This is a genomic window from Rheinheimera sp. MM224 (assembly GCF_947090785.1).
Lineage (GTDB): Bacteria > Pseudomonadota > Gammaproteobacteria > Enterobacterales > Alteromonadaceae > Pararheinheimera.
Genome location: NZ_OX352320.1, coordinates 3,785,488 through 3,806,997, shown reverse-complemented (window position 1 = coordinate 3,806,997; position 21,510 = coordinate 3,785,488). Strand labels below are relative to the sequence as shown.

19 protein-coding genes are annotated in these 21,510 nt (G+C 47.0%); 14 read left to right on the top strand and 5 right to left on the bottom strand.

Annotated elements, in window-relative coordinates; all coding sequences use genetic code 11:
* Nucleotides 1-65: 65 nt before the first annotated feature.
* Nucleotides 66-689, bottom strand: a complete 624-nt coding sequence (locus OM978_RS17880; protein ID WP_264343644.1) for a TIGR04211 family SH3 domain-containing protein — start codon at nucleotides 687-689, stop codon at nucleotides 66-68.
* Between the two features lie 247 nt (nucleotides 690-936).
* On the opposite strand from OM978_RS17880, the gene OM978_RS17875 reads away from it, so the two are divergent.
* Complete coding sequence (locus OM978_RS17875; RefSeq protein WP_264343643.1) at nucleotides 937-1,812, top strand: inorganic triphosphatase; 876 nt, start codon at nucleotides 937-939, stop codon at nucleotides 1,810-1,812.
* A 7-nt stretch (nucleotides 1,813-1,819) separates the two neighbouring features.
* Entirely contained in the window at nucleotides 1,820-4,645 is a 2,826-nt protein-coding gene (gene glnE, locus OM978_RS17870) for a bifunctional [glutamate--ammonia ligase]-adenylyl-L-tyrosine phosphorylase/[glutamate--ammonia-ligase] adenylyltransferase (protein WP_264343642.1), read from the top strand.
* Between the two features lie 34 nt (nucleotides 4,646-4,679).
* On the opposite strand, the gene OM978_RS17865 is transcribed toward glnE, so the two are convergent.
* The 3 genes from OM978_RS17865 to tolC form a co-directional block, all read right to left on the bottom strand.
* Nucleotides 4,680-5,288, bottom strand: coding sequence for a toxin co-regulated pilus biosynthesis Q family protein (locus OM978_RS17865; protein ID WP_264343641.1), 609 nt, complete (start codon nucleotides 5,286-5,288; stop codon nucleotides 4,680-4,682).
* Nucleotides 5,289-5,381: 93 nt separating this feature from the next.
* Nucleotides 5,382-6,305 (bottom strand): LpxL/LpxP family Kdo(2)-lipid IV(A) lauroyl/palmitoleoyl acyltransferase, encoded by a 924-nt coding sequence (lpxL, locus tag OM978_RS17860; RefSeq protein ID WP_264343640.1) that lies wholly within the window; start codon nucleotides 6,303-6,305, stop codon nucleotides 5,382-5,384.
* A 130-nt stretch (nucleotides 6,306-6,435) separates the two neighbouring features.
* On the bottom strand, nucleotides 6,436-7,782 hold the full coding sequence (tolC, locus tag OM978_RS17855; RefSeq protein ID WP_264343639.1) for an outer membrane channel protein TolC: 1,347 nt from the start codon (nucleotides 7,780-7,782) through the stop codon (nucleotides 6,436-6,438).
* A 116-nt stretch (nucleotides 7,783-7,898) separates the two neighbouring features.
* On the opposite strand from tolC, the gene nudF reads away from it, so the two are divergent.
* The 11 genes from nudF (at nucleotide 7,899) to OM978_RS17800 (ending at nucleotide 18,976) form a co-directional block, all read left to right on the top strand.
* Nucleotides 7,899-8,534, top strand: a complete 636-nt coding sequence (gene nudF, locus OM978_RS17850) for an ADP-ribose diphosphatase (protein ID WP_264343638.1) — start codon at nucleotides 7,899-7,901, stop codon at nucleotides 8,532-8,534.
* 43 nt (nucleotides 8,535-8,577) lie between these two features.
* The gene (locus tag OM978_RS17845) at nucleotides 8,578-9,021 is read left to right on the top strand and encodes a DUF1249 domain-containing protein (protein ID WP_233008179.1); all 444 of its coding nucleotides are present in this window, start codon (nucleotides 8,578-8,580) and stop codon (nucleotides 9,019-9,021) included.
* Entirely contained in the window at nucleotides 9,021-9,791 is a 771-nt protein-coding gene (locus OM978_RS17840; RefSeq protein ID WP_264343637.1) for a metallophosphoesterase family protein, read from the top strand. The genes OM978_RS17845 and OM978_RS17840 overlap by 1 nt, the downstream gene beginning before the upstream one ends.
* Nucleotides 9,792-10,361 carry a YqiA/YcfP family alpha/beta fold hydrolase gene (locus OM978_RS17835; RefSeq protein WP_264343636.1) on the top strand — a complete coding sequence of 190 codons (570 nt, stop codon included), beginning with the start codon at nucleotides 9,792-9,794 and terminating at the stop codon, nucleotides 10,359-10,361.
* Nucleotides 10,362-10,486: 125 nt separating this feature from the next.
* A complete protein-coding gene (gene parE / locus OM978_RS17830) occupies nucleotides 10,487-12,382 on the top strand; it encodes a DNA topoisomerase IV subunit B (protein WP_264343634.1) in 1,896 nt (631 codons plus the stop codon).
* A gap of 119 nt (nucleotides 12,383-12,501) precedes the next feature.
* A complete protein-coding gene (locus OM978_RS17825; protein WP_264343633.1) occupies nucleotides 12,502-13,842 on the top strand; it encodes a tetratricopeptide repeat protein in 1,341 nt (446 codons plus the stop codon).
* 12 nt (nucleotides 13,843-13,854) lie between these two features.
* The gene (parC, locus tag OM978_RS17820) at nucleotides 13,855-16,125 is read left to right on the top strand and encodes a DNA topoisomerase IV subunit A (RefSeq protein WP_264343632.1); all 2,271 of its coding nucleotides are present in this window, start codon (nucleotides 13,855-13,857) and stop codon (nucleotides 16,123-16,125) included.
* A 130-nt stretch (nucleotides 16,126-16,255) separates the two neighbouring features.
* The gene (locus tag OM978_RS17815) at nucleotides 16,256-16,996 is read left to right on the top strand and encodes a 1-acylglycerol-3-phosphate O-acyltransferase (protein ID WP_264343631.1); all 741 of its coding nucleotides are present in this window, start codon (nucleotides 16,256-16,258) and stop codon (nucleotides 16,994-16,996) included.
* Nucleotides 16,997-17,000: 4 nt separating this feature from the next.
* Nucleotides 17,001-17,402, top strand: coding sequence for a ribonuclease E inhibitor RraB (gene rraB, locus OM978_RS17810; protein WP_127684634.1), 402 nt, complete (start codon nucleotides 17,001-17,003; stop codon nucleotides 17,400-17,402).
* Nucleotides 17,403-17,600: 198 nt separating this feature from the next.
* Complete coding sequence (locus OM978_RS17805) at nucleotides 17,601-17,768, top strand: YezD family protein (RefSeq protein WP_233008186.1); 168 nt, start codon at nucleotides 17,601-17,603, stop codon at nucleotides 17,766-17,768.
* A gap of 143 nt (nucleotides 17,769-17,911) precedes the next feature.
* Nucleotides 17,912-18,976 carry a sulfate/molybdate ABC transporter ATP-binding protein gene (locus OM978_RS17800; protein ID WP_264343630.1) on the top strand — a complete coding sequence of 355 codons (1,065 nt, stop codon included), beginning with the start codon at nucleotides 17,912-17,914 and terminating at the stop codon, nucleotides 18,974-18,976.
* Here OM978_RS17800 and OM978_RS17795 read toward each other — a convergent pair.
* Entirely contained in the window at nucleotides 18,973-19,758 is a 786-nt protein-coding gene (locus OM978_RS17795) for an isocitrate lyase/PEP mutase family protein (protein ID WP_264343629.1), read from the bottom strand. The two genes, OM978_RS17800 and OM978_RS17795, sit on opposite strands and share 4 nt — an antisense overlap.
* Before the next feature lie 455 nt (nucleotides 19,759-20,213).
* Between OM978_RS17795 and OM978_RS17790 the strand changes: the two genes are divergently transcribed.
* Nucleotides 20,214-21,503, top strand: a complete 1,290-nt coding sequence (locus OM978_RS17790) for a dicarboxylate/amino acid:cation symporter (protein ID WP_264343627.1) — start codon at nucleotides 20,214-20,216, stop codon at nucleotides 21,501-21,503.
* Nucleotides 21,504-21,510 lie beyond the last annotated feature (7 nt).

Genomic DNA, 21,510 nt, shown 5'->3' with positions numbered 1-21,510 from the left:
ACTCAGCACCTGATTTTTCAACAATAAATAGCGGTATTTCAGAAGGTAAAACTAATAGCCGTCAATTACATCCAGCGTTCTTTGCGGCGGCGTCCTGGGATTAGGGCTGGGACTATCAGGCCTAATAACAAACCAGCGAAACCCAGAATGGAACCTAATACCATTTTGTCTTGCCAGAAGGCGGATGGTTTTTCCTGCAGTTGCTGTGTCAGCAGAGCTATGGTTTGCTGAGCCGTTGCTGTGGCTTTTTCTGCTTGTTGTACTGCGGCGTCGGTTTCATTGAGTTGTTGTTGCAACTGATCTTTTTCTTGTTGCAACTGCGACACCAAGCTTTGCTGCTGTTGTAATTGTTGCTGCAGTTCACCTGCTTCACCACCAAATACCGGGGTTAAGCTAACGTATTGTTTTAAAATCCAGCCAGTGCGGCCTTTGCTGTCGGTGAGTTGCCAGTATTCTGAGGTACTGTCTTCTGCAACCAATTTAATTTCTTCGCCAGCGGCAATGCTGCCAATAATTTTAAAGTCGCGGCCCGGGCCGTTGTACAGATAAGTGATCAGCTTATCGCTGATATAGGCATTTTGTGGGCTGACCGGAGTGCCTGTTGTTTCTTGTTGTGCAGTGACGCTTGTGCTTAGCAACACTGTGGCTAGTAGCATTCCTGCTTGCCATGGTCTTGAGGTGATCAACATAAAAATCCTAAAAAAACCGACCAACATCTGGCCAAAATGAAGAATTGAGCCGATCATAGGCCAGAAGATGATCAATTGACAAGAGCTTATCCCCGTTGTACTTGAAGTTGCAGTTTTGTTGGCTACGTTCTCTCGCCCCAATCACATAGTTTATCTATGTTCATGGGGACTCATTCGCTTGCCGCCGCACTGCAACACCAATTACTTATGGCGTGAAATGCGTTTACAGAACAGGAAATAAGCCGCTATGGCGATGGAAGCTGAACTTAAATTTTTACTTACCCAAAGCACCTTACCTGCTTTGGACTCTGTATGGCAGCAGTTGGCAGCCTCAGTGCAGAAACATGAAAGCGTGCAGTTACTCAATGCTTATTATGAAACGGATGATCTGTGGTTTCGTCGTTTTGATGCGGGCCTTCGCACCCGGCTGAAAAAAGGTCAGTTTGAACAAACCATTAAATTGGCGGGGCAGCAGCATGGTGGTTTGCATCTGCGGCCTGAATACAATCTGCCTTGTGCTTCGGTCTGGCCTGAATTAAATACTTTCCCTACTGAAATATGGCCGCAAGGTACAGATTTAGCACTGCTGCAAAGTCAGCTGAAACAGCTGTTTCGCACTGACTTTGTTCGTCAAAGCTGGTTACTCACTTTAGCGGATGGCAGCACAGTAGAAGCTGTGTTGGATCAAGGCGAAGTGGTATCAGGAGATCAAAGCGAAACGATATTTGAGCTCGAGCTTGAGCTGCAACAAGGCGATGTCAAAGCTTTATTTGCACTGTCGCGTCAGCTGGTGCAGTTGTTACCGCTGCGTTTGGGCTGGCAGTCCAAGGCAGAGCGGGGTTATCGTCTGGTGCAGAATCAGCCTTTGGTTTTTATGCCCCTGGATAACAGCAGCACAGCGGCTTTATTAAAATCTCTGCAGTATCACGAAAGCTACTTTTTACGTAGCCAGGATCCGCTGTCATGGCAGGTGATCGGTCAATGTATAAAAGCTTTGTCTGTTATCTCTGCAGACTTTGCGGCTTTGCCGTCAGCTGATGCGACACAAGCCTTGAGTTTTTTCAGCAGTGCAGCTTATAACTGTGCTTTGCTGAATTGTTCTGAATCTTTGTTTTCTGCCTGAGGTACTGATGAGCCCATTGACCGCCCGGTTAGCCGCTGTATTGCCGTCTGAGTTACAGCATGAAGTCGATCTGGTATTACCCACTTTGGTGATGCCGGATTTAAGTGCTGAACAGCAGCAGGATCTCAAACTCTTATTGGCGGTCAGCCCATTTTTAAGCCGGGTGATGCAACAGCAACCAGAGCTTATTGCTGTGCTGCTGAATAAAGAGCTGTTGGCTAAAGCTTTAACACATCAGAACCCTCTGTCTGATCTTGCCGATCAAACTGAACCTACTGTATTTAAAGCTTTGCGCCGTTGCCGTAATGCGATACTTGCCCAAATTCTGGCCGCCGATATTCTCGCTGTGAAATCGACAGAGCAGTGCCTGCTGGATATCTCAGCTATGGCAGACAACCTGATTAACAGCGCTTATCAGTGGGCTTATCAGGATGTGGCCACTCAGTGGGGCCAGCCTTTGGATCAACAAGGCAAGCCTATGCCTTTGCTGATTTTAGGTATGGGTAAACTCGGTGGTGGTGAGCTGAATTTCTCATCCGACATCGATTTGATTTTTACTTATCCGCACAACGGCGAAACCAGTGGTGGCCGTCGGTCTGTTGAAAATCAGCAGTTTTTTACCAAGTTAGGCCAGAAGCTGATATCAGCTTTGCATCAGGTCACGGCCGATGGTTTTGTGTTTAGAGTCGATATGCGTTTGCGGCCTTTTGGCGATTCTGGCCCGCTGGTGCTGAGTTTTGCTGCTATGGAAGATTATTATCAGGCGCAGGGCAGGGAGTGGGAACGCTACGCCATGCTCAAAGCCCGTATTCTGAACCCGGATCCTGTGCATGCGGTGGAATTAAATCAGCTGCTAAAACCTTTTGTCTACCGCCGTTACATCGACTACTCAGCACTGGAATCCTTACGCCGGATGAAACAGCTGATAGAGCAGGAAAACCGCCGTCGCAACCGCGTAGACAATATTAAGCTGGGCGCCGGTGGTATACGCGAAGTGGAGTTTGTAGTGCAAACTCTGCAGTTGATTCGTGGTGGTCGTATTCCACAGTTGCAGCAAGTTTCTATTTTTAAAGCATTAGACGCTTTGCAAAGCCAGCAGCTGTTAGAGCCAGAGCAGCATCAGCAATTGCGGCAGGATTATCTGTGGTTACGCAAAGTGGAGCAACTGTTACAAGGCCTGGACGATCAACAAACTCAAACCTTACCGGCCGATGAGCTGAACCGGCAACGAATGGTGCTGGGTTTAGGCTTTAGCAACTGGCAACAACTGACCGACACCACTGAACAGGCCATGGGCCGTATTCATCAGCATTTTAAACTGGTGATTGATCAGGGCGACAACCCTGAGCCGGAAGAAATGGTGTTAGGCCGTTTATGCTGGGACAGTGAATTGCCGTCAGAAGATTTAGCTGAACATCTGGACTGGTTAGCTGCTGATGAAGCAGTGCAACTGCTGGAGCATTTAAAGCAGTTTAAGCAGGATTGCCAAAAGCGCAGTGTAGGCCCGAGAGGTCGTGAGCTACTGGAAAAACTTATTCCGTTTTTATTACATCAACTGGCCAAACAGCAAGGCTCGGCTCTGGTATTGCAGCGGGTACTTGGCGTGTTTCGGCAGATTGTTAGCCGCACGGCCTATCTGGAGTTGTTATCCGAAAACCCACCTGCGCTGCAGCAACTGGTGATGTTATGCCATAAAAGTGGCTGGTTGGCTGAACATCTGGCGCGTTATCCATTGTTGCTGGACGAACTGATAGACCCATCTCAGTTGTATCAGGTACCGGATTCAACGGATTACCGGGATAAATTACGTCAAAGCATGCTAAGGGTGCCGACCGATGATTTAGAACTGCAAATGGAAGTGTTGCGCCAGTTTAAACAGGCCCAACAACTGCGTATTGCAGCGGCCGATATCACGGGTATTTTGCCTTTGATGAAAGTCAGCGACCATCTGACCTTTTTAGCCGAAGCCATTATTGCCGCTGTAGTGGAGTTATCCTGGCAACAAATAGCAGAAAAATACGGCTTACCTGCAGGTTTAAAACCAGAAGACGCCAAAGCTTTTGCAGTATTGGCTTATGGCAAACTGGGTGGGTTGGAGCTGGGTTATGGTTCGGATTTAGATCTGGTTTTTGTGCATCAGTGCGACAATCTTGCGCCGACTCAAGGTGATAAAGCCATTGATTCACGTCAGTTTTATATCAAGATGGTGCAGCGCATCGTGCATATGTTTACCACCAGAACTCCAAGTGGTGTGTTGTACGACATAGACACCCGCTTGCGCCCTGCTGGCAACGCTGGTTTATTAGCTGTGCATATTGATACCTATGCCGATTATCTGGAAAAGGAAGCCTGGACCTGGGAGCATCAAGCGCTGGTGCGTAGCCGTTTAGTCTATGGCGATGACAAAATTGCCCAACGTTTTAATCAAATACGTAGTGAAGTGTTAGCTAAACCGCGGGATTTAGCTGTGCTTAAAACTGAAGTCACTGAAATGCGGCAAAAGCTGCGGCAGCATCATGGTGAGCAGTCAACCGAAGTGAAACACGCATCCGGTGGCATAGTGGATCTGGAGTTTATAAGCCAGTATCTGGTGTTGGCTTATGGCCGTCAGTATGCGGATTTGTATTTCTACAGTGACAATATTCGTATTCTGGATGCGGCAGCGGCCGCCGGTTTATTGCAGTTGGAACAAGCTCAGGCGCTGCAACAGGCTTATCAGCAATTAAGAGGGGTTAGTCACAGGCAAACACTGGATCCGGCTACCGAAACAGCGCAACAATTGGAACAAGCGATGGAGCAAGTGCGACAAGTGTGGGAGCAGTTATTTAGCTGAGGAATTCAATATGCCATGCAACGTAGAGTATAAATCAGCTATTTACTCTGCGGCGTGGCGCGTTGATATTGATGCAATTTTGCTGCAAAAACGGAATGATTTTATCTGTCAGTACGACGGCTCTGGATACATTGCAGAAGTAAGCTTGCACCGGCTGTTCAAAGTCAGAGGAAATAGCTTGTGAAGCTTCCTGAATTGCGCTGATGTAACTGAAGTCGGTCTGGAAATAGTGTTTTACTTTGTAGTCTTTGGATAAAACCCAAAACAGCTCAACCCCTTCTTTCCTGCCTTGCATGGTCAGTACTGTTTTTAAGGTATCACCAACCCGGAAACGTCTGTCGATTTCATTGCCTTTCCAGTTTTCTGGCAAAGCGACCATACGGTTGGCTCTGTCTTGTAACAGCGGGATCAGGTTGCTGTGATCTTCAGTGAGTTCAATCACAAAGTCAGCGGAGTCTTCGTCTTTATTGGTAAAAGAACTACGAATATTGCTGTAAAAATTGGTAAAGCCTTTGACCGCCTCAGAGCTTTTTTCAGACAGTTTCTCCGGCTTGAAAAACAGCAATTCCGGTTTAAACATCACAATAGCAGCAAGTATAAACAACAAAGCTGCAAGCAATAAGTGCTTGATCCAAAACCACATAGCTTTTATCCCTGGTCAGCGTCACTGCATCATAGCCTGCCTTAACGCTGCGCTGCAACTTCCATGCTTGGATGAAAGTTGCAGCTGCTACTGTTAATACAGGCTTGGATCGTCCGGATTTGGTCGGGTTTTAAAGCGGCGGTGTAGCCACATGTATTGTTCAGGGTGAGCTAAAACACCTTGCTCCAGCCATTGATTGACGCGGGTAACGTCGTTTTTGTCATCACCACTTGGAAAATTTTCAAAGGCGGGCAAGGCGTCGACACGGTAACCCTGATAGCCAGGTAAACGGTAACAATGAATAGGTACAGTTTCACAATTAGCACTGCCGGCAAACAACAAAGTGCCTGTGGTGGTGGCTGTTTCTTTTACGGCGAAAAACGGCACAAACTCAGCTTTATTGCGACCATAGTCCTGATCCGGCAGATAAAAACACACTTCTTTTTCGTTTAAGGCTTTGATCATGGTGCGGACATCCCGTTTACCAATCAGGTAGCGGTTCGATCGCACGCGGCCGTGATACTGGAAGTACTCCATAATTTCATTGTCGTTAGGGCGATAAAAGCCTACGGCGGGGCAATGAAAACCAAAGGTACGGGCAATCATTTCCAGCGATAAAAAATGACCGCTGAGCAGCAGCACACCTTTGCCCTGATCTAAAATGTTCTGAATATGTTCTTTGCCTGTGAAATGACACAAAGGACGGGCGCGCCAATCTGGCCACCACCAGCCGATAAAGGTTTCAAAGGCTGCTTTGCCGGTTTCTTTAAAGTTTTGTTTTACTAAAGCTTCACGTTCGGCTTCTGGCATATCAGGAAAACATAACTCCAGATTACGACGAGTGACTTTCACCCGGGATTTCATTGCCTTCATCAGCAACCAGCCGACACCTTCGCCCATTTTCATTAACACAGGGTAAGGCAACCACAGCAGGATCCACATCAGGCCTAAACCACACCATAAGGGCCAGTGTTTAGGGTGTAAAAAACCAATGGTAAAACGTGGAACATGAACCACAGCAAATCCTCGGGCAAAAAAAGTGCGGCTATTGTAACGAAAAAAAGCGGGGAAAAAAGCGCTAACTGGTAGGAACAGGCTCACCTGAAGCCACAATCGCAGCTTCAAGTGAGACAGCCTGAAAAGAAGTTTAGTTACCTAAGGCTTTGTTTACAGTGAATAAATCTTCTTCAGTTAAAGTGCCAGCTGCTTGTTTTAAGGCTAAAACAGACAGGATGTAGTCGTAACGTGCTTTGGACAGGTTACGGCGTGCATCAAACAGGTTACGGGTACTTTGTAATACGTCAACAATAGTACGGGTACCTACTTCAAAACCTGCTTCTGTGGCTTTTAACGCACTTTCTGCTGAAACTACAGCTTGTTCCAGAGCTTTGGTGCTGGAAATCAGCGCGCCGACGTTGTTGTAGTTGCTGCGAACCTGACGGATCACGCTGCGGTGACTCAGCTCTAAATCTTCAGCTGCTTCTACGTAGTTCGCACGAACTACTTCTTCGTTAGCGACAGTGCCACCACCAGCGTACAACGGCAGAACTAACTCAATACCCACAGAACTGCTGTCTGAACGTGGTGAATTAAAGCCAGCTCCTGTATCGCGGTTTTCGCTGGTGCTGTTGTTGAAGCCTGTTTGAGCCGTCAGATCAACAGTTGGGTAATGACCTGAGCGGGCGATCTGAATATTGTTTTCAGCAATATCTAAAGACAGCTTGCGGATTTTCAGCTCCAGGTTATTGTCCTGCGCTGTTTCCACCCAATCCTGTGGATTGTTTGGTGTTGGCTGACTAGTGCTGAAACGGGCTGTGTTTAATGGATCCAGCTGAGCATGGTATTCACCGGTAATTTCCCGCAAAAACTCACGCGCTGTCTCTAAATCATTTTGTGCGCTGATTTCACGAGCAACAGCGCTGTCATACTGAGCCTGAGCTTCATGTACGTCTGTAATGGCGGTTAAACCTACTGCAAAACGTTGTTTGGTTTGTTCTAACTGACGTTCAATAGCACGTTTTTCAGCCACGACAAAACTTAAATTATCTTCAGCTGTTAATACATTAAAATAAGATTGTGAAACCCGGACGATCAGCGTCTGTACTGCAGCGTCATAAGCGGTCTGACCTTGTACTGCCACTTTCTCAGCAATAGACAGGTTTTCATAACGGCTCCAGTCAAAGATTGATTGACGTAAGCTAATACCCGCATTGGTAGTGGTACTTTCTGACTTGTATTGACCACCTGTGTCGTTATCCAACTGGTCACTGTAGGATTTGTTAGCGCCAGCGCTCAAATTCACCTGTGGTAATAACCTGGCTTTAGACACATCGATCCCCGCTTTGGCTGCATCACGGGTAGCGGAAGCTTTTAATACCTGCGGGTCTTTTTTGGTAGCTAACTGATAAATGGTTTGCAAATTTTCGGCATTCGCCTGCACACTCAGAAGAGCCAGTGCCGAGACTACCAACGTGCCTAACAAGGTTTTTTTCATAACCGAAAGTCCATAGTTTTGCGAAAGTGAGCCAATAATACCTTGTTGGTATTAACTAAGTAATGATTAAAGCGTAAACAACATAGCTTCAAGTGTAACAGAATGTGAGTCTTCAAATGCCTGATTTCAAGCCAGAAAATTATCCATCCTTTCACTCGTCTGATGTAAAAATACTCGACCAGAACACAGTTTTTCAGGGTTTTTTCCGGGTTGACAGCTACAAAGTAAAGCACAAGTTATTCAACGGTGGCTGGAGCAGCGAAGTAAAGCGCGAATTATTTGAGCGCGGTCATGCGGTCATAGTGCTGCCTTATGATGTAAAAAATGACAGTCTGGTATTAATTGAACAATTCCGTATCGGCGCCCTACAGAATCCAAACGGTCCATGGTTGCTGGAGGCGATAGCAGGCATGATTGAGACAGGGGAAACTGTTGAACAAGTTGCACAACGTGAATCGGAAGAAGAAGCTGGTCTGAAGCTGACAGAATTCTGGCCTATGCTTAGTTATCAAAGTAGCCCGGGCGGTAGTACAGAACGCATTCATTTAGTGCTGGCGCGACTGACAGACGCGGTAGAAACCGGGGTTTATGGCTTGGCATCTGAGCAGGAAGATATTAAAGTTCATAGCTTGTCACGTCAGGCCGCGATGCAACTTTTACAGGCTGGAAAAATAGATAACGCTGCAACTGTCATAGCCTTGCAATGGTTAGCCTTGAATCTGGATGAAGTTCGCAAAAGCTGGGCTGTATAACTTACATGATCACAACACGAGTTAAAGAGGTTAAGTAGCTGGTATGCCAAATTTGGCCCGAAAACGTTATGTGCCTTACCTGCCTGATTTTCTCAGTTTATGTGAGCGCAATTACGCACAGCTGCGTTTTTTCTTACCTGGTAATCAGCGTCAGGGCCAGCGTTGTCTAATTCATATCAATGCCAGTGAAAGTTATCAGGTGGAATTGCTGGAGCTGTGTAAATACACTACGACTGTCAGTATTGAATTGATTAGTCAGTCTATGGTTGGTTGGTTTAAACCGCGTTTTGAAGTGCGTTTGTATCACGATGCGCGACTGGCTGAAGTATTGGCTTGTCAGCAGGTGCGCCAGCTCAAAGCCGTATACAGTTATCCGAATGTGGATATGTTGCTGCCGGATGAAAAACGGCAGATTAATTTGTTGCTGCGCGACTGGCTGAATTTGTGCTCACGCCGTGGTTATCAGAACACAGGTTTATTGGCCTGATGGCTGTGGTCTTTGCCAAAAAAGATTCTTATCGTCTGGTGCATATTTCTGATTGTCATTTAGTGGCTGAACCAGAGGGCTGGTTTTGTGGCGTACAGCCTTATCGCCAGTTGGAACTGCTGTTATCTCAACTTCAATCCAATCAGCCAGATGCTGTTATTCTGACCGGAGATTTAACTCAGGATCATAGCCTTGCGTCCTATCAACTGATCACGCAGCTGTTTAGTGACTGGTCCTGCCCTGTGTTTTATCTGCCAGGTAATCATGATGATATGGAATTGATGCAGAGGGCTTTTGCATCAACACCTTTTTGTGGGGATACAGAGTTAAGCCTGGGCGACTGGCGGCTCTGTTTACTCAATAGCAAAGGGCCAACACCGGCAGGCTATTTTGATACAGCACGACAACAGCAGTTGCAGCAGCAGTTGTTGTCTTATCCGTTTGATTCCGCCGTTTGGTTGTTTTGTCATCATCATATCAGCCCTATGGGCAGTTTTATTGATGAGCATATTCAGCTCGACGCGGCAGCTTTGTGGCAGATCATCGGCTCTGATCGGCGGATTAAAGGTTTTTCCCATGGTCATTGTCATTATGCCTATGCCAAAATACAGCAAGGTATCCACCTGGTGGGGTGTCCTGCCAGTTCAGTGCAGTTTCTGCTAACACCGGATTATCAGCCTGTTGCTGCTCGTCCTGGTTATATTGAATGGATTTTTAATGCCAATGCTAATGCTGATACGGCGGTGCGTTGGCAATTTCTGGAAGGGTAAATGTCTAAACTTGTTGTCTATTTACATGGCTTTGCCAGCTCGTCTCAGTCCGAAAAAGCCTTAATCACCAAAGCTTTTTTCCAGCAGCAGTTGCCAGATGTGGAACTCTTGATGCCGGATTTACCTTACACGCCAAAAGAAGCTGTAACCGCAATTGAGCAAGCGCTGAATGGCCGTCGTCCTGATGCGGTGATAGGCAGTTCTTTAGGTGGCTTTTTAGGTACTTATCTGGCGGAACAAACCGGCTGTTATGCTGCGCTGATTAACCCTGCTGTGGCACCTTATGAGCTGTTAAGTCAGCATTTTGGTACTTATCATCATCCGGTACTGAAACAGGATTTCAAAGTTGAATCACAGCATATGCCGCTGCTGGCTGAACTGGAGCATAAACCTTCGGCTTTGGAGCGTTATCTGGTGCTGTTGCAGGAAGGGGATGAAGTGCTGGATTATCGCAAAGCGGTGCAGTTTTATGCAGGTTGTACAGTGGATGTGCAATCAGGTGGTGATCACAGTTATCAGGGCTATGCCAATTGCCTGCCTGCTATTGTCAAGTTTTGCCAATTAGCGTAAAACAACTGGTTGTTAATACAGTTATACCCTATTTGAAGTAGCTGCAAAGAGCAGATAGTGATACTCAGATTACTTTGGGTATATTCAATGAGTGATTTAGTCATCAAAAAAGTGATGTTTGCCTTATGACAGACCAGCAATACAACGCCGATTCCATTGAGGTGCTGACAGGCCTTGAGCCAGTACAGCGCCGTCCAGGTATGTATACCGATACCACCCGTCCTAACCATTTAGGTCAGGAAGTGATAGATAACAGCGTCGATGAAGCTTTGGCTGGCCATGCCGATTTAGTGCATGTGATTCTGCATGAGGATCAGTCGCTGGAAGTCATAGACAATGGCCGTGGTATGCCCGTGGATATTCACCCGGAAGAAGGGGTATCAGGTGTTGAACTGATCCTGTGTCGTTTGCATGCCGGTGGCAAATTCTCTAATAAAAACTATCAGTTCTCAGGTGGTTTGCACGGCGTAGGTATTTCTGTCGTCAACGCCTTGTCTAGCAGGGTCGATGTAGCGGTACGCCGTGATGGCAATGTCTATGAAATAGCTTTTGAGCATGGCAATAAAGTCAGTGAACTGGCGATTACCGGCACTGTAGGCAAACGTAATACAGGCACAAGAGTACGCTTTTGGCCTGCGCCGGATTATTTTGATTCGCCTAAGTTTTCTGTCAGCCGCATGCTGCATGTACTGAAAGCCAAAGCTGTATTGTGTCCAGGCCTTACCATCAAGTTTGACGACAAGGTCAATAATCAGAGTTATCAGTGGTGTTATCAGGCCGGTATCCGTGATTATTTAATGGATGCGGTCAAAGACATGATAGCACTGCCTGAGCAGCCTTTTGTCGGCAGCTTAAGCGCCAGTCATGAGGCTGTGGAATGGGCTGTGCTTTGGTTACCTGAAGGTGGCGAGCTGGTGACAGAAAGTTATGTCAACCTGATCCCAACGGCTCAGGGTGGTACCCACGTTAATGGTTTACGTCAGGGTTTGTTAGAAGCGCTGCGCGATTTTTGTGAATTCCGTAATTTATTGCCACGGGGCATTAAGTTAACTCCTGAAGATGTCTGGGACCGCTGTAGTTATATTTTGTCGTTAAAAATGCAGGAACCACAGTTTGCCGGCCAGACCAAAGAAAAACTCTCATCACGTCAGGCGGTGGCTTTTATCAGCGGTGTGGTGAAAGACGCCTTTAGCTTGTGGCTGAACGAACACACTGATATTGCTGAGCAACTGGCCGAGTTTTGTATCAATAACGCGCAAAAACGCCTGCGTGCTGCGAAAAAAATTATCCGCAAAAAGGTGACAGCTGGCCCAGCCTTACCTGGCAAGTTATCGGACTGTTCATCACAAGATCTAAACCGTACTGAACTGTTTTTTGTCGAAGGGGATTCAGCTGGTGGTTCTGCCAAACAGGCTCGGGATCGTGAATTCCAGGCCGTGATGCCACTGCGCGGTAAAATTCTGAATACCTGGGAAGTGGAATCTGAGCAAATTTTAGGTTCACAGGAAGTACACGATATTTCTGTGGCCATTGGCATGGATCCAAACTCAGCTGATTTAAGCCAACTGCGCTACGGCAAAATTTGTATTCTGGCCGACGCCGACTCGGATGGTCTGCACATCGCAACCTTATTGTGTGCTTTGTTTATGCGCCATTTCCGCCCGCTGGTGGAAGCTGGTCATATCTATGTGGCTATGCCGCCTTTGTACCGTATCGACTGCGGCAAAGAAGTGTTTTATGCGCTGGATGAGGACGAGAAAAAAGGCATTCTTGACCGCTTAGAGGCTGAGAAAAAACGTAGCAAAATCAACGTGCAACGTTTTAAAGGTTTGGGTGAAATGAACCCGTTGCAGCTGCGCGAAACCACCATAGATCCGAACACCAGACGACTGGTGCAACTGACCATAGATGATTTGGTGCAGACGATGGAAATGATGGATATGTTGCTTGCGAAGAAGCGTGCTCCAGATAGAAAAGATTGGCTGGAGATGAAAGGTGACCGCGCTATAGTGGCTGTGTAGCTTTAAGTTGTCTGCCTGAGGGACTACAGATGAAACAAAAACAATACCTCAGTTTATGGGGAACACTGTTAAGCCTCTGCTGCTGTCTTGCTTTTGGACTACAGGCCAATGAGGCCGTAATGCCTGAATGGCTGGTGCAGGTGAAGCAACAAAAAGCTCAACAACCAGAGCAAATGTTAGTGGTGCTGCAACAGCAACAGGCCGCTTATGGCGATTGGCCAAGCGAGCTGCAGGTACAGTATTTATTGCAACTGGCAGATGTCTACGAAAGTTTAGGTAAACACCAGCAGCAGCAGGACGTGGCTGAACGCGGTCTGGCTTTGCTGGGGGAACGCCGGGATTTAACCACCATCGACTTTTGGAACAATTTAGGTTTTGCTCTCGAGATGCAAAGTCAGTATCAGCAGGCCTTGCATTATTATCAGCAGGCTTCGGCTTTGGCCGCAAAGTTGAACGCTGAAAAACTGCATATCGAAGCCGACATTAATATTGCCGCTATCTACAGCATTCAGGATAAATTCCAGGAAGCTCTGGTGTTGCTGAAAAGCAGTTACGACAGAGCTGTGCTGTTAAAAGATCCGGAAATTCTGGCTTATGTAAATGCTGAACTCGGGTTGCTTTACGTAGGCCTTGGTTTTGATAAAGAAGCCATAGATTTTATGGAAAAGGCGATCGAAGGCTACGACGCTTTAGGCTGGCAAAAAGATAAAATGGATGTGTTGTTTAATTTAGCCAGAAGTTACAGCTATACCGAACAATACGACAAAGCCATGCAAAGTTATGATCAGTTGCTGCAACTGGCGATAGCGCAGCAGGATCAGGCCAATTTGTATTTTGCCTATCTGGGGCTGGCGTCGACCAGTAAAGACAATGAGAAGCTGGATGCAGCCTTGGCTTATATCGAAAAAGCTGAACAGTATTTGCCTGGTTTAGAGTCGACTTATCAAAACTCGATGCACCACTATGAAAAAGCTCTGATTTACCGTGAGTTGGGCCAGATTTCTTTGGCCAGTCAGGAATTGGCTCAGGCTGAACTTAGCTTAAGTAAAGAAGAAAACAGTGCCAATCAGTCCAGCCAGTTGTGGATCCTGAATTTAAAAGCACGGTTGGAAGCGGATTCGGGTCGCTATCAAAAAGCCTATGAGCATCTGAATGAGTTTTTTCAGGGCTATCACAAATTACGCAATAAAGAACATGAGCTGTCGGTGGAAAAACTGCGCTTAGGTTTTGATGCACAGCGCCAGCAAGCACAAAATGAGCTACTGGCCAAAGACAATGAATTACAGGCCCTGCGCTTGCAGGAAGCTGAACGCAAAAGACAAAACCAGTGGTTATGGATAGGGCTGTTTGGCTGCACCAGTTTAGTCTTGCTGGTATTACTGCTGTGGCAACTGGCGCGTCGCCAGGCTCAGTTGCAAGCCCAAACGCTTGAAAAACAACAATCAAATCAGGCTGGTTAACGGAAGCAAAAAATGACAGATATTATGATATCCAATGAAGGGACTGAGCAGCTGCCGCTGCGTCGCTTTACTGAAGAAGCCTACCTGAATTATTCGATGTACGTCATTATGGACCGTGCTTTGCCCTTTATTGGCGACGGTTTAAAACCAGTACAACGTCGTATTATTTATGCGATGTCAGAACTGGGTTTATCGCATTTGGCGAAGTACAAAAAATCTGCCCGTACAGTGGGTGACGTGTTAGGTAAATTTCACCCTCATGGTGACAGCGCCTGTTACGAAGCTATGGTCTTGATGGCTCAGCCGTTTTCTTACCGTTACCCTTTGGTAGACGGTCAGGGCAACTGGGGTGCACCGGACGATCCAAAGTCCTTCGCGGCCATGCGTTATACCGAAGCCAAATTGTCCCGTTTCAGTGAAGTGTTATTAAACGAGTTGGGGCAGGGCACTGTGGACTGGGTGCCAAACTTTGACGGCACTATGGACGAGCCCCGCACTTTACCAGCTCGTTTGCCGCATATTCTGCTGAATGGCGTGACGGGTATAGCTGTAGGTATGGCGACAGATATTCCGCCGCATAACGCCCGTGAAGTAGCCAACGCCACCGCCTTTTTACTGGATAACCCGAAAGCGACTATCCCGGATCTGATGCAGTATATTCAGGGGCCGGATTATCCGACGGACGCTGAAATTATCAGCCCGGCGCACGAACTGCAGGCTATTTATGAAACAGGCCGCGGTAGCATTAAGATGCGTGGTTTGTATCAGCTGGAAGATGGCGACATTATTATCACCGCCTTGCCGCATCAGACTTCAGGCTCGAAAGTGCTGGAACAGATAGCAGCTCAGATGAACGCGAAAAAACTGCCTATGGTCAGTGATTTACGTGATGAATCTGATCATGAAAACCCAACCCGCATCGTGATAGTGCCTCGTTCAAACCGCATAGACGTTGAACAGCTGATGGCGCATTTGTTTGCCACCACTGACTTGGAAAAAAGCTATCGCGTGAATTTAAACATTCTGGGCCTGGATCAGCGGCCCCGGGTGAAAAACTTACTGGAAATTTTATCTGAATGGCTGGTGTTCCGCCGCGACACAGTGCGTCGTCGTCTGCAGTTCCGCTTGGATAAAGTGCTGGATCGTTTGCATGTGTTAGAGGCGTTGTTGATCGCGTTTTTAAACATCGACGAAGTGATTAAAATTATCCGCGAAAACGATCAGCCAAAACCTGTGTTAATGGCGCATTTCGGCATTACCGAACGTCAGGCTGAAGCCATACTGGAATTAAAGTTACGTCACTTAGCTAAGCTGGAAGAGATGAAAATCCGCGGCGAACAAGCCGAGCTGGAAAAAGAGCGTGACTACTTAGAAGGCATTTTAGGTTCAGAGAAAAAGCTGACCAAGCTTATTCGTGAAGAGCTGCTGTCGGATGCTGAAAAATATGGCGACAACCGCAGAAGCCCAATAGTAATGCGTGAAGAAGCCAAAGCCTTAAGCGAAAAAGAATTACTGCCAAGTGAGCCTGTCACTGTAGTGCTGTCTGAAAAAGGCTGGGTGCGCTGCGCTAAAGGCCATGATGTCGACGGCAACAGTCTGCAATACAAAGCAGGAGACGGTTTTAAAGCGGCAGCTTCTGGACGAAGTAACAGATACGCCGCCTTTATCGATTCATCAGGTCGTGCCTTTGCGGCCGAAGCTCACGATTTACCTTCTGCCCGTGGTCAGGGCGAGCCTTTAACAGGTCGCTTCACGCTGGTGGCAGGGGAAAACTTTGAGCATGTACTGATGGCTGAAGACAGCCAGAAGTTATTGTTGGCCAGTGATGCTGGTTATGGTTTTGTTGGTACTTTTGCCGATTTAGTCAGTCGCAATAAAGCTGGTAAAGCAGTATTAACTTTGCCAACCGGAGCCAAAGTATTAAGCCCAATCCCTATCAAAAACCCGGAAACGGATTTAGTAGTGGCTATCAGTACTGAAGGTCGCATGCTGGTGTTCCCTGTGGCTGATTTGCCACAACTGAGCAAAGGTAAAGGCAATAAGATTTTATCTATTCCATCGGCCCGCGCCGCCAGTCGCGAAGAGTATCTGAAACTCTTAACCGTAGTGCCAGCAGCCACAGCTGTGACTTTAGTGGCAGGTAAACGCAAAATGACCATTAAGGTGGATGATTTAGCGCATTACATAGGTGAGCGCGGTCGTCGTGGTAACAAGTTACCTCGTGGTTTGCAGCGTATCGATGAGCTGTTAACAGGTGAAGTGGCTGGCGATACTGCGGAATAAACTGTAGGGGCAGGTCTTGTCCCCGCCCGTCTTGAATTACAATTTGATCCACAACGGGAAACAGATCAAACCAGACAAAAACACTAATGCCGTTATACTCTGGCCCTTGTAAAATACAGGGGCCTTTTTTGTGTTAGCCATTATACGTCTGGTGCTGGTCGCCATTTTTATTGTATTCAGTGCCTTAGTCGGCTTACTGCTTTGTCTGGTTCGTCCTTTTTATGCGCCGAACGTAGCGTTATTTTCCAGCTGGTATGGCTGGGCGGCCTGGATCTTTGGTTTAAAAGTCGAAGTACGTCAGGCACCTGAAGTGACTGCTGCTATGCCTTGTGTGTTTTTAGCCAATCATCAGAATAACTATGATTTATTCACCATCAGCAAAGCCTTGTTGCCTGGTACTGTCACCATAGGTAAAAAAAGCCTGAAATGGATCCCGTTTTTTGGTCAGCTGTATTGGCTCAGTGGCAATATCCTGATCGATAGAGCCAACAAATCTAAAGCGGTAGGCACTATGCAGGGCGCTGTGGATCGTATAGTGCAGGACAAGGTATCTGTGTGGGTATTTCCTGAAGGCACCCGTAGTTATGGCCGTGGTTTATTACCTTTTAAAACCGGTGCTTTTCATATTGCCCATCAGGCCAAAGTGCCGCTGGTACCTATCTGTATGAGCAGCACCAGCAAAGTACGCTTAAACAAATGGAACAACGGCAGAGTCATTATTGAGATTTTGCCGCCTGTATACCCTGATGCAGGAATTCCGGCCCGTGAACTGGCTGAAACAATACGGCAACAGATGGCAGATAAGATCAAGCTGCTTGATAGCGAAGTGGCAACCGACTACACTGCCGACTCATTGACTGTCACGGGGTAATATCATGGAAAACTGGCAAGAATTTACTGAAGACACCATAGCTGCACTGATGGAAGACGGCAGCGATCCGGATGCGGAATACACCATCGAACACCATTTTTACCATGAAGATTTTGCCCGCTTAGAAAAACTGGCTGTTGAAGTCTTTAAATTAGGCTACGAAGTCACAGACGCCGAAGAAGTTGAATTTGAAGAAGGCGGCACCGCCTGGGTATTCGACGCTATCCGTGAACAGTCTCTGGACGGTGCCAGCATCACAGCAGATGCGATCAAACTGGAAGCCTTAGCGCAGAAGTTTGGTGTCGAATACGACGGCTGGGGCACCTATTTTGAAGGTGGCGAAGACGAAGACGGCGAAGACTTCGATGATGACGAAGACGACGGCGACGAAGCACCACGTCACTAAGTAAAACCTGTTTTTAGCTATTCAGATCTCTAATCTGTTGGGATCAAACAAAAAGGCCAGAGCTACCACTCTGGCCTTTTTCTATTACAGTCTTATATTTCTTTTTCGTATAACCTTGCTACTTTAAAGTATTTTAAGTTATTAGTTAGCTCTGCTTTAATGCTTAAAGACATATAGATGTCCTTAAGGAGAACAGAGATGGCGGCAAAAGAAATATCTGCAGATTTGCTGAACCAACTGCTCGATAAACTGGAAAAGCTGGTTGGCCGGGTAGAGTTTGGTTCTATTGAACTGGTGTTTCATCAGGGCAAATTAGTGCAGTTGGAAAAAAACGAAAAACTACGTCTGGATAAACCTTCATTATAATACGGGTTCAGACTGTTTCCCTCAGTGAACCGACCTACCTACTTTTCTCCTGCTTCAGCGCACCGGACCACCGGATCTGAAGTGATGTTGAGCCACTAACAGCAAAAGCTGTGTTGGCTACAACCTGAACTCAGAGCGCTGATATGAGCATCCATATAGACCAGATCAATAAAAAATTTGGCGACTTTGTTGCCGTCGATAATGTCAGTTTATCCATTCAGACCGGTGAGCTAACGGCCTTACTTGGCCCTTCAGGTTCGGGTAAAACCAGCTTGTTACGTATTATTGCCGGCTTAGAGCAAGCCGACAGTGGCAGCATCCATTTTGATGATCTGGATATCAGCGGACGCCACGTTTCAGAACGTGGTGTGGGTTTTGTGTTTCAGCACTATGCGCTGTTTAAGCATATGACCGTCTACGAAAACGTCGCTTTTGGTTTAACAGTGAAACCAAAAAAGCATCGTCCTTCACCGGAGCTTATTCGTAAAAAAGTGCAGCATTTGCTGGAGCTGGTGCAACTGGACTGGACAGCCGATCGCTATCCATCACAGCTCTCAGGTGGTCAACGTCAGCGTATTGCTTTAGCCCGCGCTTTGGCCGTAGAGCCAAAAGTACTGCTGCTGGACGAACCCTTTGGCGCGTTAGATGCCAAGGTCAGAGCTGAGTTACGACGCTGGTTGCGGCGATTGCATGATGAAATTCATGTCACCAGCGTTTTTGTTACCCACGATCAGGAAGAAGCGCTGGAAGTGGCGGACAAAATAGTGGTGATGAACAAAGGACGGATTGAGCAGCAGGGCTCACCAGAGCAAGTGTACGACAATCCGGCCAATCCTTTTGTCTATGAATTTTTAGGTAATGTGAACTTGTTTCACGCCCGCATTAAACAAGGCAAAGCCGAAATAGGCCAGTTGTCTGTTGCATCGCCGGAATTTACCAATGAACAGGAAGAAAGTGGTTTTGCTTATGTGCGGCCGCATGAAATTGATGTGTTGTTAAAACCTGCTAACGAGGCGCTGGAAGCCAAAGTAGACCTGATTACCATAGTAGGCCCCAATGTCCGGCTGGAGTTTTTAGCCAAAGACAGCCAGCAACTGATCCATGTTGAGCTGGCCCGGGATCGTTTTAAACAACTGGGTTTATCATTGGGGCAACAAGCCTGGATTAAGCCCCGTTACAGCAAAGTCTTTCTTGGTGAAGGTATTTAGCTGAACAGGCTATTTAGATCATCGTAATTTAAAGCTTTATCTGTAAGCGGGCTTTGTTGCAAAAAACTTAACACAGCCTGCTGATAAGCCTGATAACTTTGCACAAATAACGCCGGGCCTGCACTTATACGCTTCACTCCCGCTTCAGTTAAATCTTCAACAGTTGCACCCTCTGGCCTGCCCATTAAATTCAGTGGCAAACTGCTGTGCTGGCTCAATTGTTTCGCCACAGCTAAATCCGTTAATCCAGGCACAAAAGCGCCATCAGCCCCAGCCTCTTGATACAAAGCCAGCCGTCTACTGCACTCTGTAACCGCTTTTTGCCCTGTAGCCAATTGCGCCAAATAAACATCAGTTCTGGCGTTGATAAACAAAACCCGCCCCTTCAAAAGATCACGGCAAGCACGAATTTTTGCACATAAAAGCTCCGGCTCTGCAGTACCATCTTCAATATTAATACCTGCCACACCCAGCTCTGCCAATTGAACAAGCAGCTGTGCAACTTGCAAGGGGTCGTCGTTGTAGCCTTGTTCTATATCCACAGTCAAAGGCAATTGAATCACTCGCAGGATACGTTGTATCGCTGCCAGCAATTCGGCGACAGGGAGCTGCTGACCGTCAGCGTAACCCAAGGACCAGGCCAAAGCGGCGCTGGATGTGCCAAGGGCTTTTGCGCCTTGCTGCTGTGCTAATACAGCACTGGCTGGATCCCAGATATTAATAAGTAACAATGGCTCTGGCTGTTGATGTAAAGCGCCAAAAGAGTGGGTCATCGTAGTCATATGCAAGTTCCTGTTTAACATGTAAGTGCATGCTAAAGCCCAGCTGAATTTTTGTCTGGCCGCTTCCGGTCCTGATAGCAAAAAAAAGCCCCGCCGAAAAGTTGGCGGGGCACTATATGGGGTAGTCACTTAAGTCGGTAAAGACTGTGGACCACAAGCAACAGGACAAGGAATAGAACGTAGTGGGGATAGTGCATCTTGCACTCTACGAATTTCGAATCCATTCAAACCAGAGTAGTTGCCGCTTCTCGCTGACGGTGAGTTGCTGCAACAACTTCAATCTATTAGATCAAAACGTTTGTGTAAACTATATTTATATTCCAAAAGTGAATATCATATTTTAGAGACGGTAACAGTTAACGCCTTGCTCCTTTTGGTTCTTGCTTAGAACAGAACTGAATTGGTCCAGATCGGCTTAGCGCCTATACTGGCTACCTCTCTTTTCGGAATTTGTTATGAAAAACATCAATTTAAAATTTGCGCTCTGGCAGCAGGTATTAGTTGCCATGGCGCTGGGTGTGATCGCGGGTTTAGTCTTAGGTACTGATGCACTGCTATTAAAGCCGTTGGGAACCGCCTATATCAATGCGATTAAAATGTTAGTGATCCCACTGGTGTTTTTTAGTCTGATTCTGAGTGTTACCTCACTGGGGCAAGGCAAAGGCTTAGGTCGTATCGCCAGTAAAACAGTGGGGCTATTTTTACTAACAGCGCTGATTGCCAGCCTGATAGGTCTTGGTGTTGGCACCGCCTTTCAATTTGAAACCGGCCAGAATTTAGTGGCAGCACAAGTAACAGAAAAAGTGATTCCCCCTGTCAGTCAGGTGTTGGTGGACTTAATACCGGCAAATCCAATAGCCGCTATGGCGCAGGGACAGGTTTTACCTGTGATGTTGTTTGCCATTTTGCTTGGACTGGCGCTGCGCAATATAGGCGAAAAGGGCGCAGCTATGCTTGCGGTGGTGCGCTCTGGTGCCGACATGATGTTTGAAGTCACCCGTCTGGTATTGCTGTTTACACCCGTTGGTGTGTTTGGTTTGATAGCTTGGGTGGTTGGTACTTATGGTCTGGAAATGCTGCTGCCGCTCGGCAAGTTTATTTTGGCTATTTATGTTGGCTGTTTGCTGCATATAGGACTTACCTATGGCGGTTTTGTGCACTTTTTCAGTTCAATGAAAGTAACGGACTACTTCAGAGCTATTTTCCCCGTGCAGTTGGTCGCCTTTAGTACCTGCTCCAGTTATGCCACCTTGCCAGCCAGTTACAAAGCCGTGACTGAAGATCTGAAGGTTTCCAAAGACTATGCTGGTTTTGTTTTACCTTTGGGTTCGACCATTAATATGGATGGTTGTGGTGGTATTTATCCGGCGGTCGCCGCTATTTTTATCGCTAACTTATATGGCATTGAACTGCAGTTTATTGATTATCTGCTGATTGTAGGCACCGCTACATTAGCTTCATTAGGCACAGCTGGTGTACCAGGCACTGCGCTGGTGATGCTGACCGTGACTTTATCTGTGGTGGGGTTACCGCTGGAAGGTATTGCTTTTATCGCCGCCATTGATCGTATTGTCGATATGATCAGAACCACTACCAATGTCACAGGCGATACTATGGTGGCTTTAGTGGTCGCTGAGCAGGAAGGCTTGCTGACAGGAGCTGTGGCGCAGGACAATGTGGAAGATGACAGCGTTTTTGCAAAAGCTCTGGCAGATACCCCAGTTAGCTGCGAAATCCGTAGCTAACCAGATC

What these genes read in the sequence shown, in the direction of transcription:
- OM978_RS17790 (WP_264343627.1), top strand. Translation starts at nt 20,214, where the DNA reads ATGAAAAACATCAATTTAAAATTTGCGCTCTGGCAGCAGGTATTAGTT.
- OM978_RS17845 (WP_233008179.1), top strand. Translation starts at nt 8,578, where the DNA reads ATGCCAAATTTGGCCCGAAAACGTTATGTGCCTTACCTGCCTGATTTT.
- tolC (WP_264343639.1), bottom strand. Translation starts at nt 7,782, where the DNA reads ATGAAAAAAACCTTGTTAGGCACGTTGGTAGTCTCGGCACTGGCTCTT.
- OM978_RS17875 (WP_264343643.1), top strand. Translation starts at nt 937, where the DNA reads ATGGCGATGGAAGCTGAACTTAAATTTTTACTTACCCAAAGCACCTTA.
- nudF (WP_264343638.1), top strand. Translation starts at nt 7,899, where the DNA reads ATGCCTGATTTCAAGCCAGAAAATTATCCATCCTTTCACTCGTCTGAT.
- OM978_RS17800 (WP_264343630.1), top strand. Translation starts at nt 17,912, where the DNA reads ATGAGCATCCATATAGACCAGATCAATAAAAAATTTGGCGACTTTGTT.
- parE (WP_264343634.1), top strand. Translation starts at nt 10,487, where the DNA reads ATGACAGACCAGCAATACAACGCCGATTCCATTGAGGTGCTGACAGGC.
- OM978_RS17840 (WP_264343637.1), top strand. Translation starts at nt 9,021, where the DNA reads ATGGCTGTGGTCTTTGCCAAAAAAGATTCTTATCGTCTGGTGCATATT.
- OM978_RS17805 (WP_233008186.1), top strand. Translation starts at nt 17,601, where the DNA reads ATGGCGGCAAAAGAAATATCTGCAGATTTGCTGAACCAACTGCTCGAT.
- OM978_RS17795 (WP_264343629.1), bottom strand. Translation starts at nt 19,758, where the DNA reads ATGACTACGATGACCCACTCTTTTGGCGCTTTACATCAACAGCCAGAG.
- OM978_RS17835 (WP_264343636.1), top strand. Translation starts at nt 9,792, where the DNA reads ATGTCTAAACTTGTTGTCTATTTACATGGCTTTGCCAGCTCGTCTCAG.
- OM978_RS17825 (WP_264343633.1), top strand. Translation starts at nt 12,502, where the DNA reads ATGCCTGAATGGCTGGTGCAGGTGAAGCAACAAAAAGCTCAACAACCA.
- OM978_RS17865 (WP_264343641.1), bottom strand. Translation starts at nt 5,288, where the DNA reads ATGTGGTTTTGGATCAAGCACTTATTGCTTGCAGCTTTGTTGTTTATA.
- rraB (WP_127684634.1), top strand. Translation starts at nt 17,001, where the DNA reads ATGGAAAACTGGCAAGAATTTACTGAAGACACCATAGCTGCACTGATG.
- parC (WP_264343632.1), top strand. Translation starts at nt 13,855, where the DNA reads ATGACAGATATTATGATATCCAATGAAGGGACTGAGCAGCTGCCGCTG.
- OM978_RS17880 (WP_264343644.1), bottom strand. Translation starts at nt 689, where the DNA reads ATGTTGATCACCTCAAGACCATGGCAAGCAGGAATGCTACTAGCCACA.
- glnE (WP_264343642.1), top strand. Translation starts at nt 1,820, where the DNA reads ATGAGCCCATTGACCGCCCGGTTAGCCGCTGTATTGCCGTCTGAGTTA.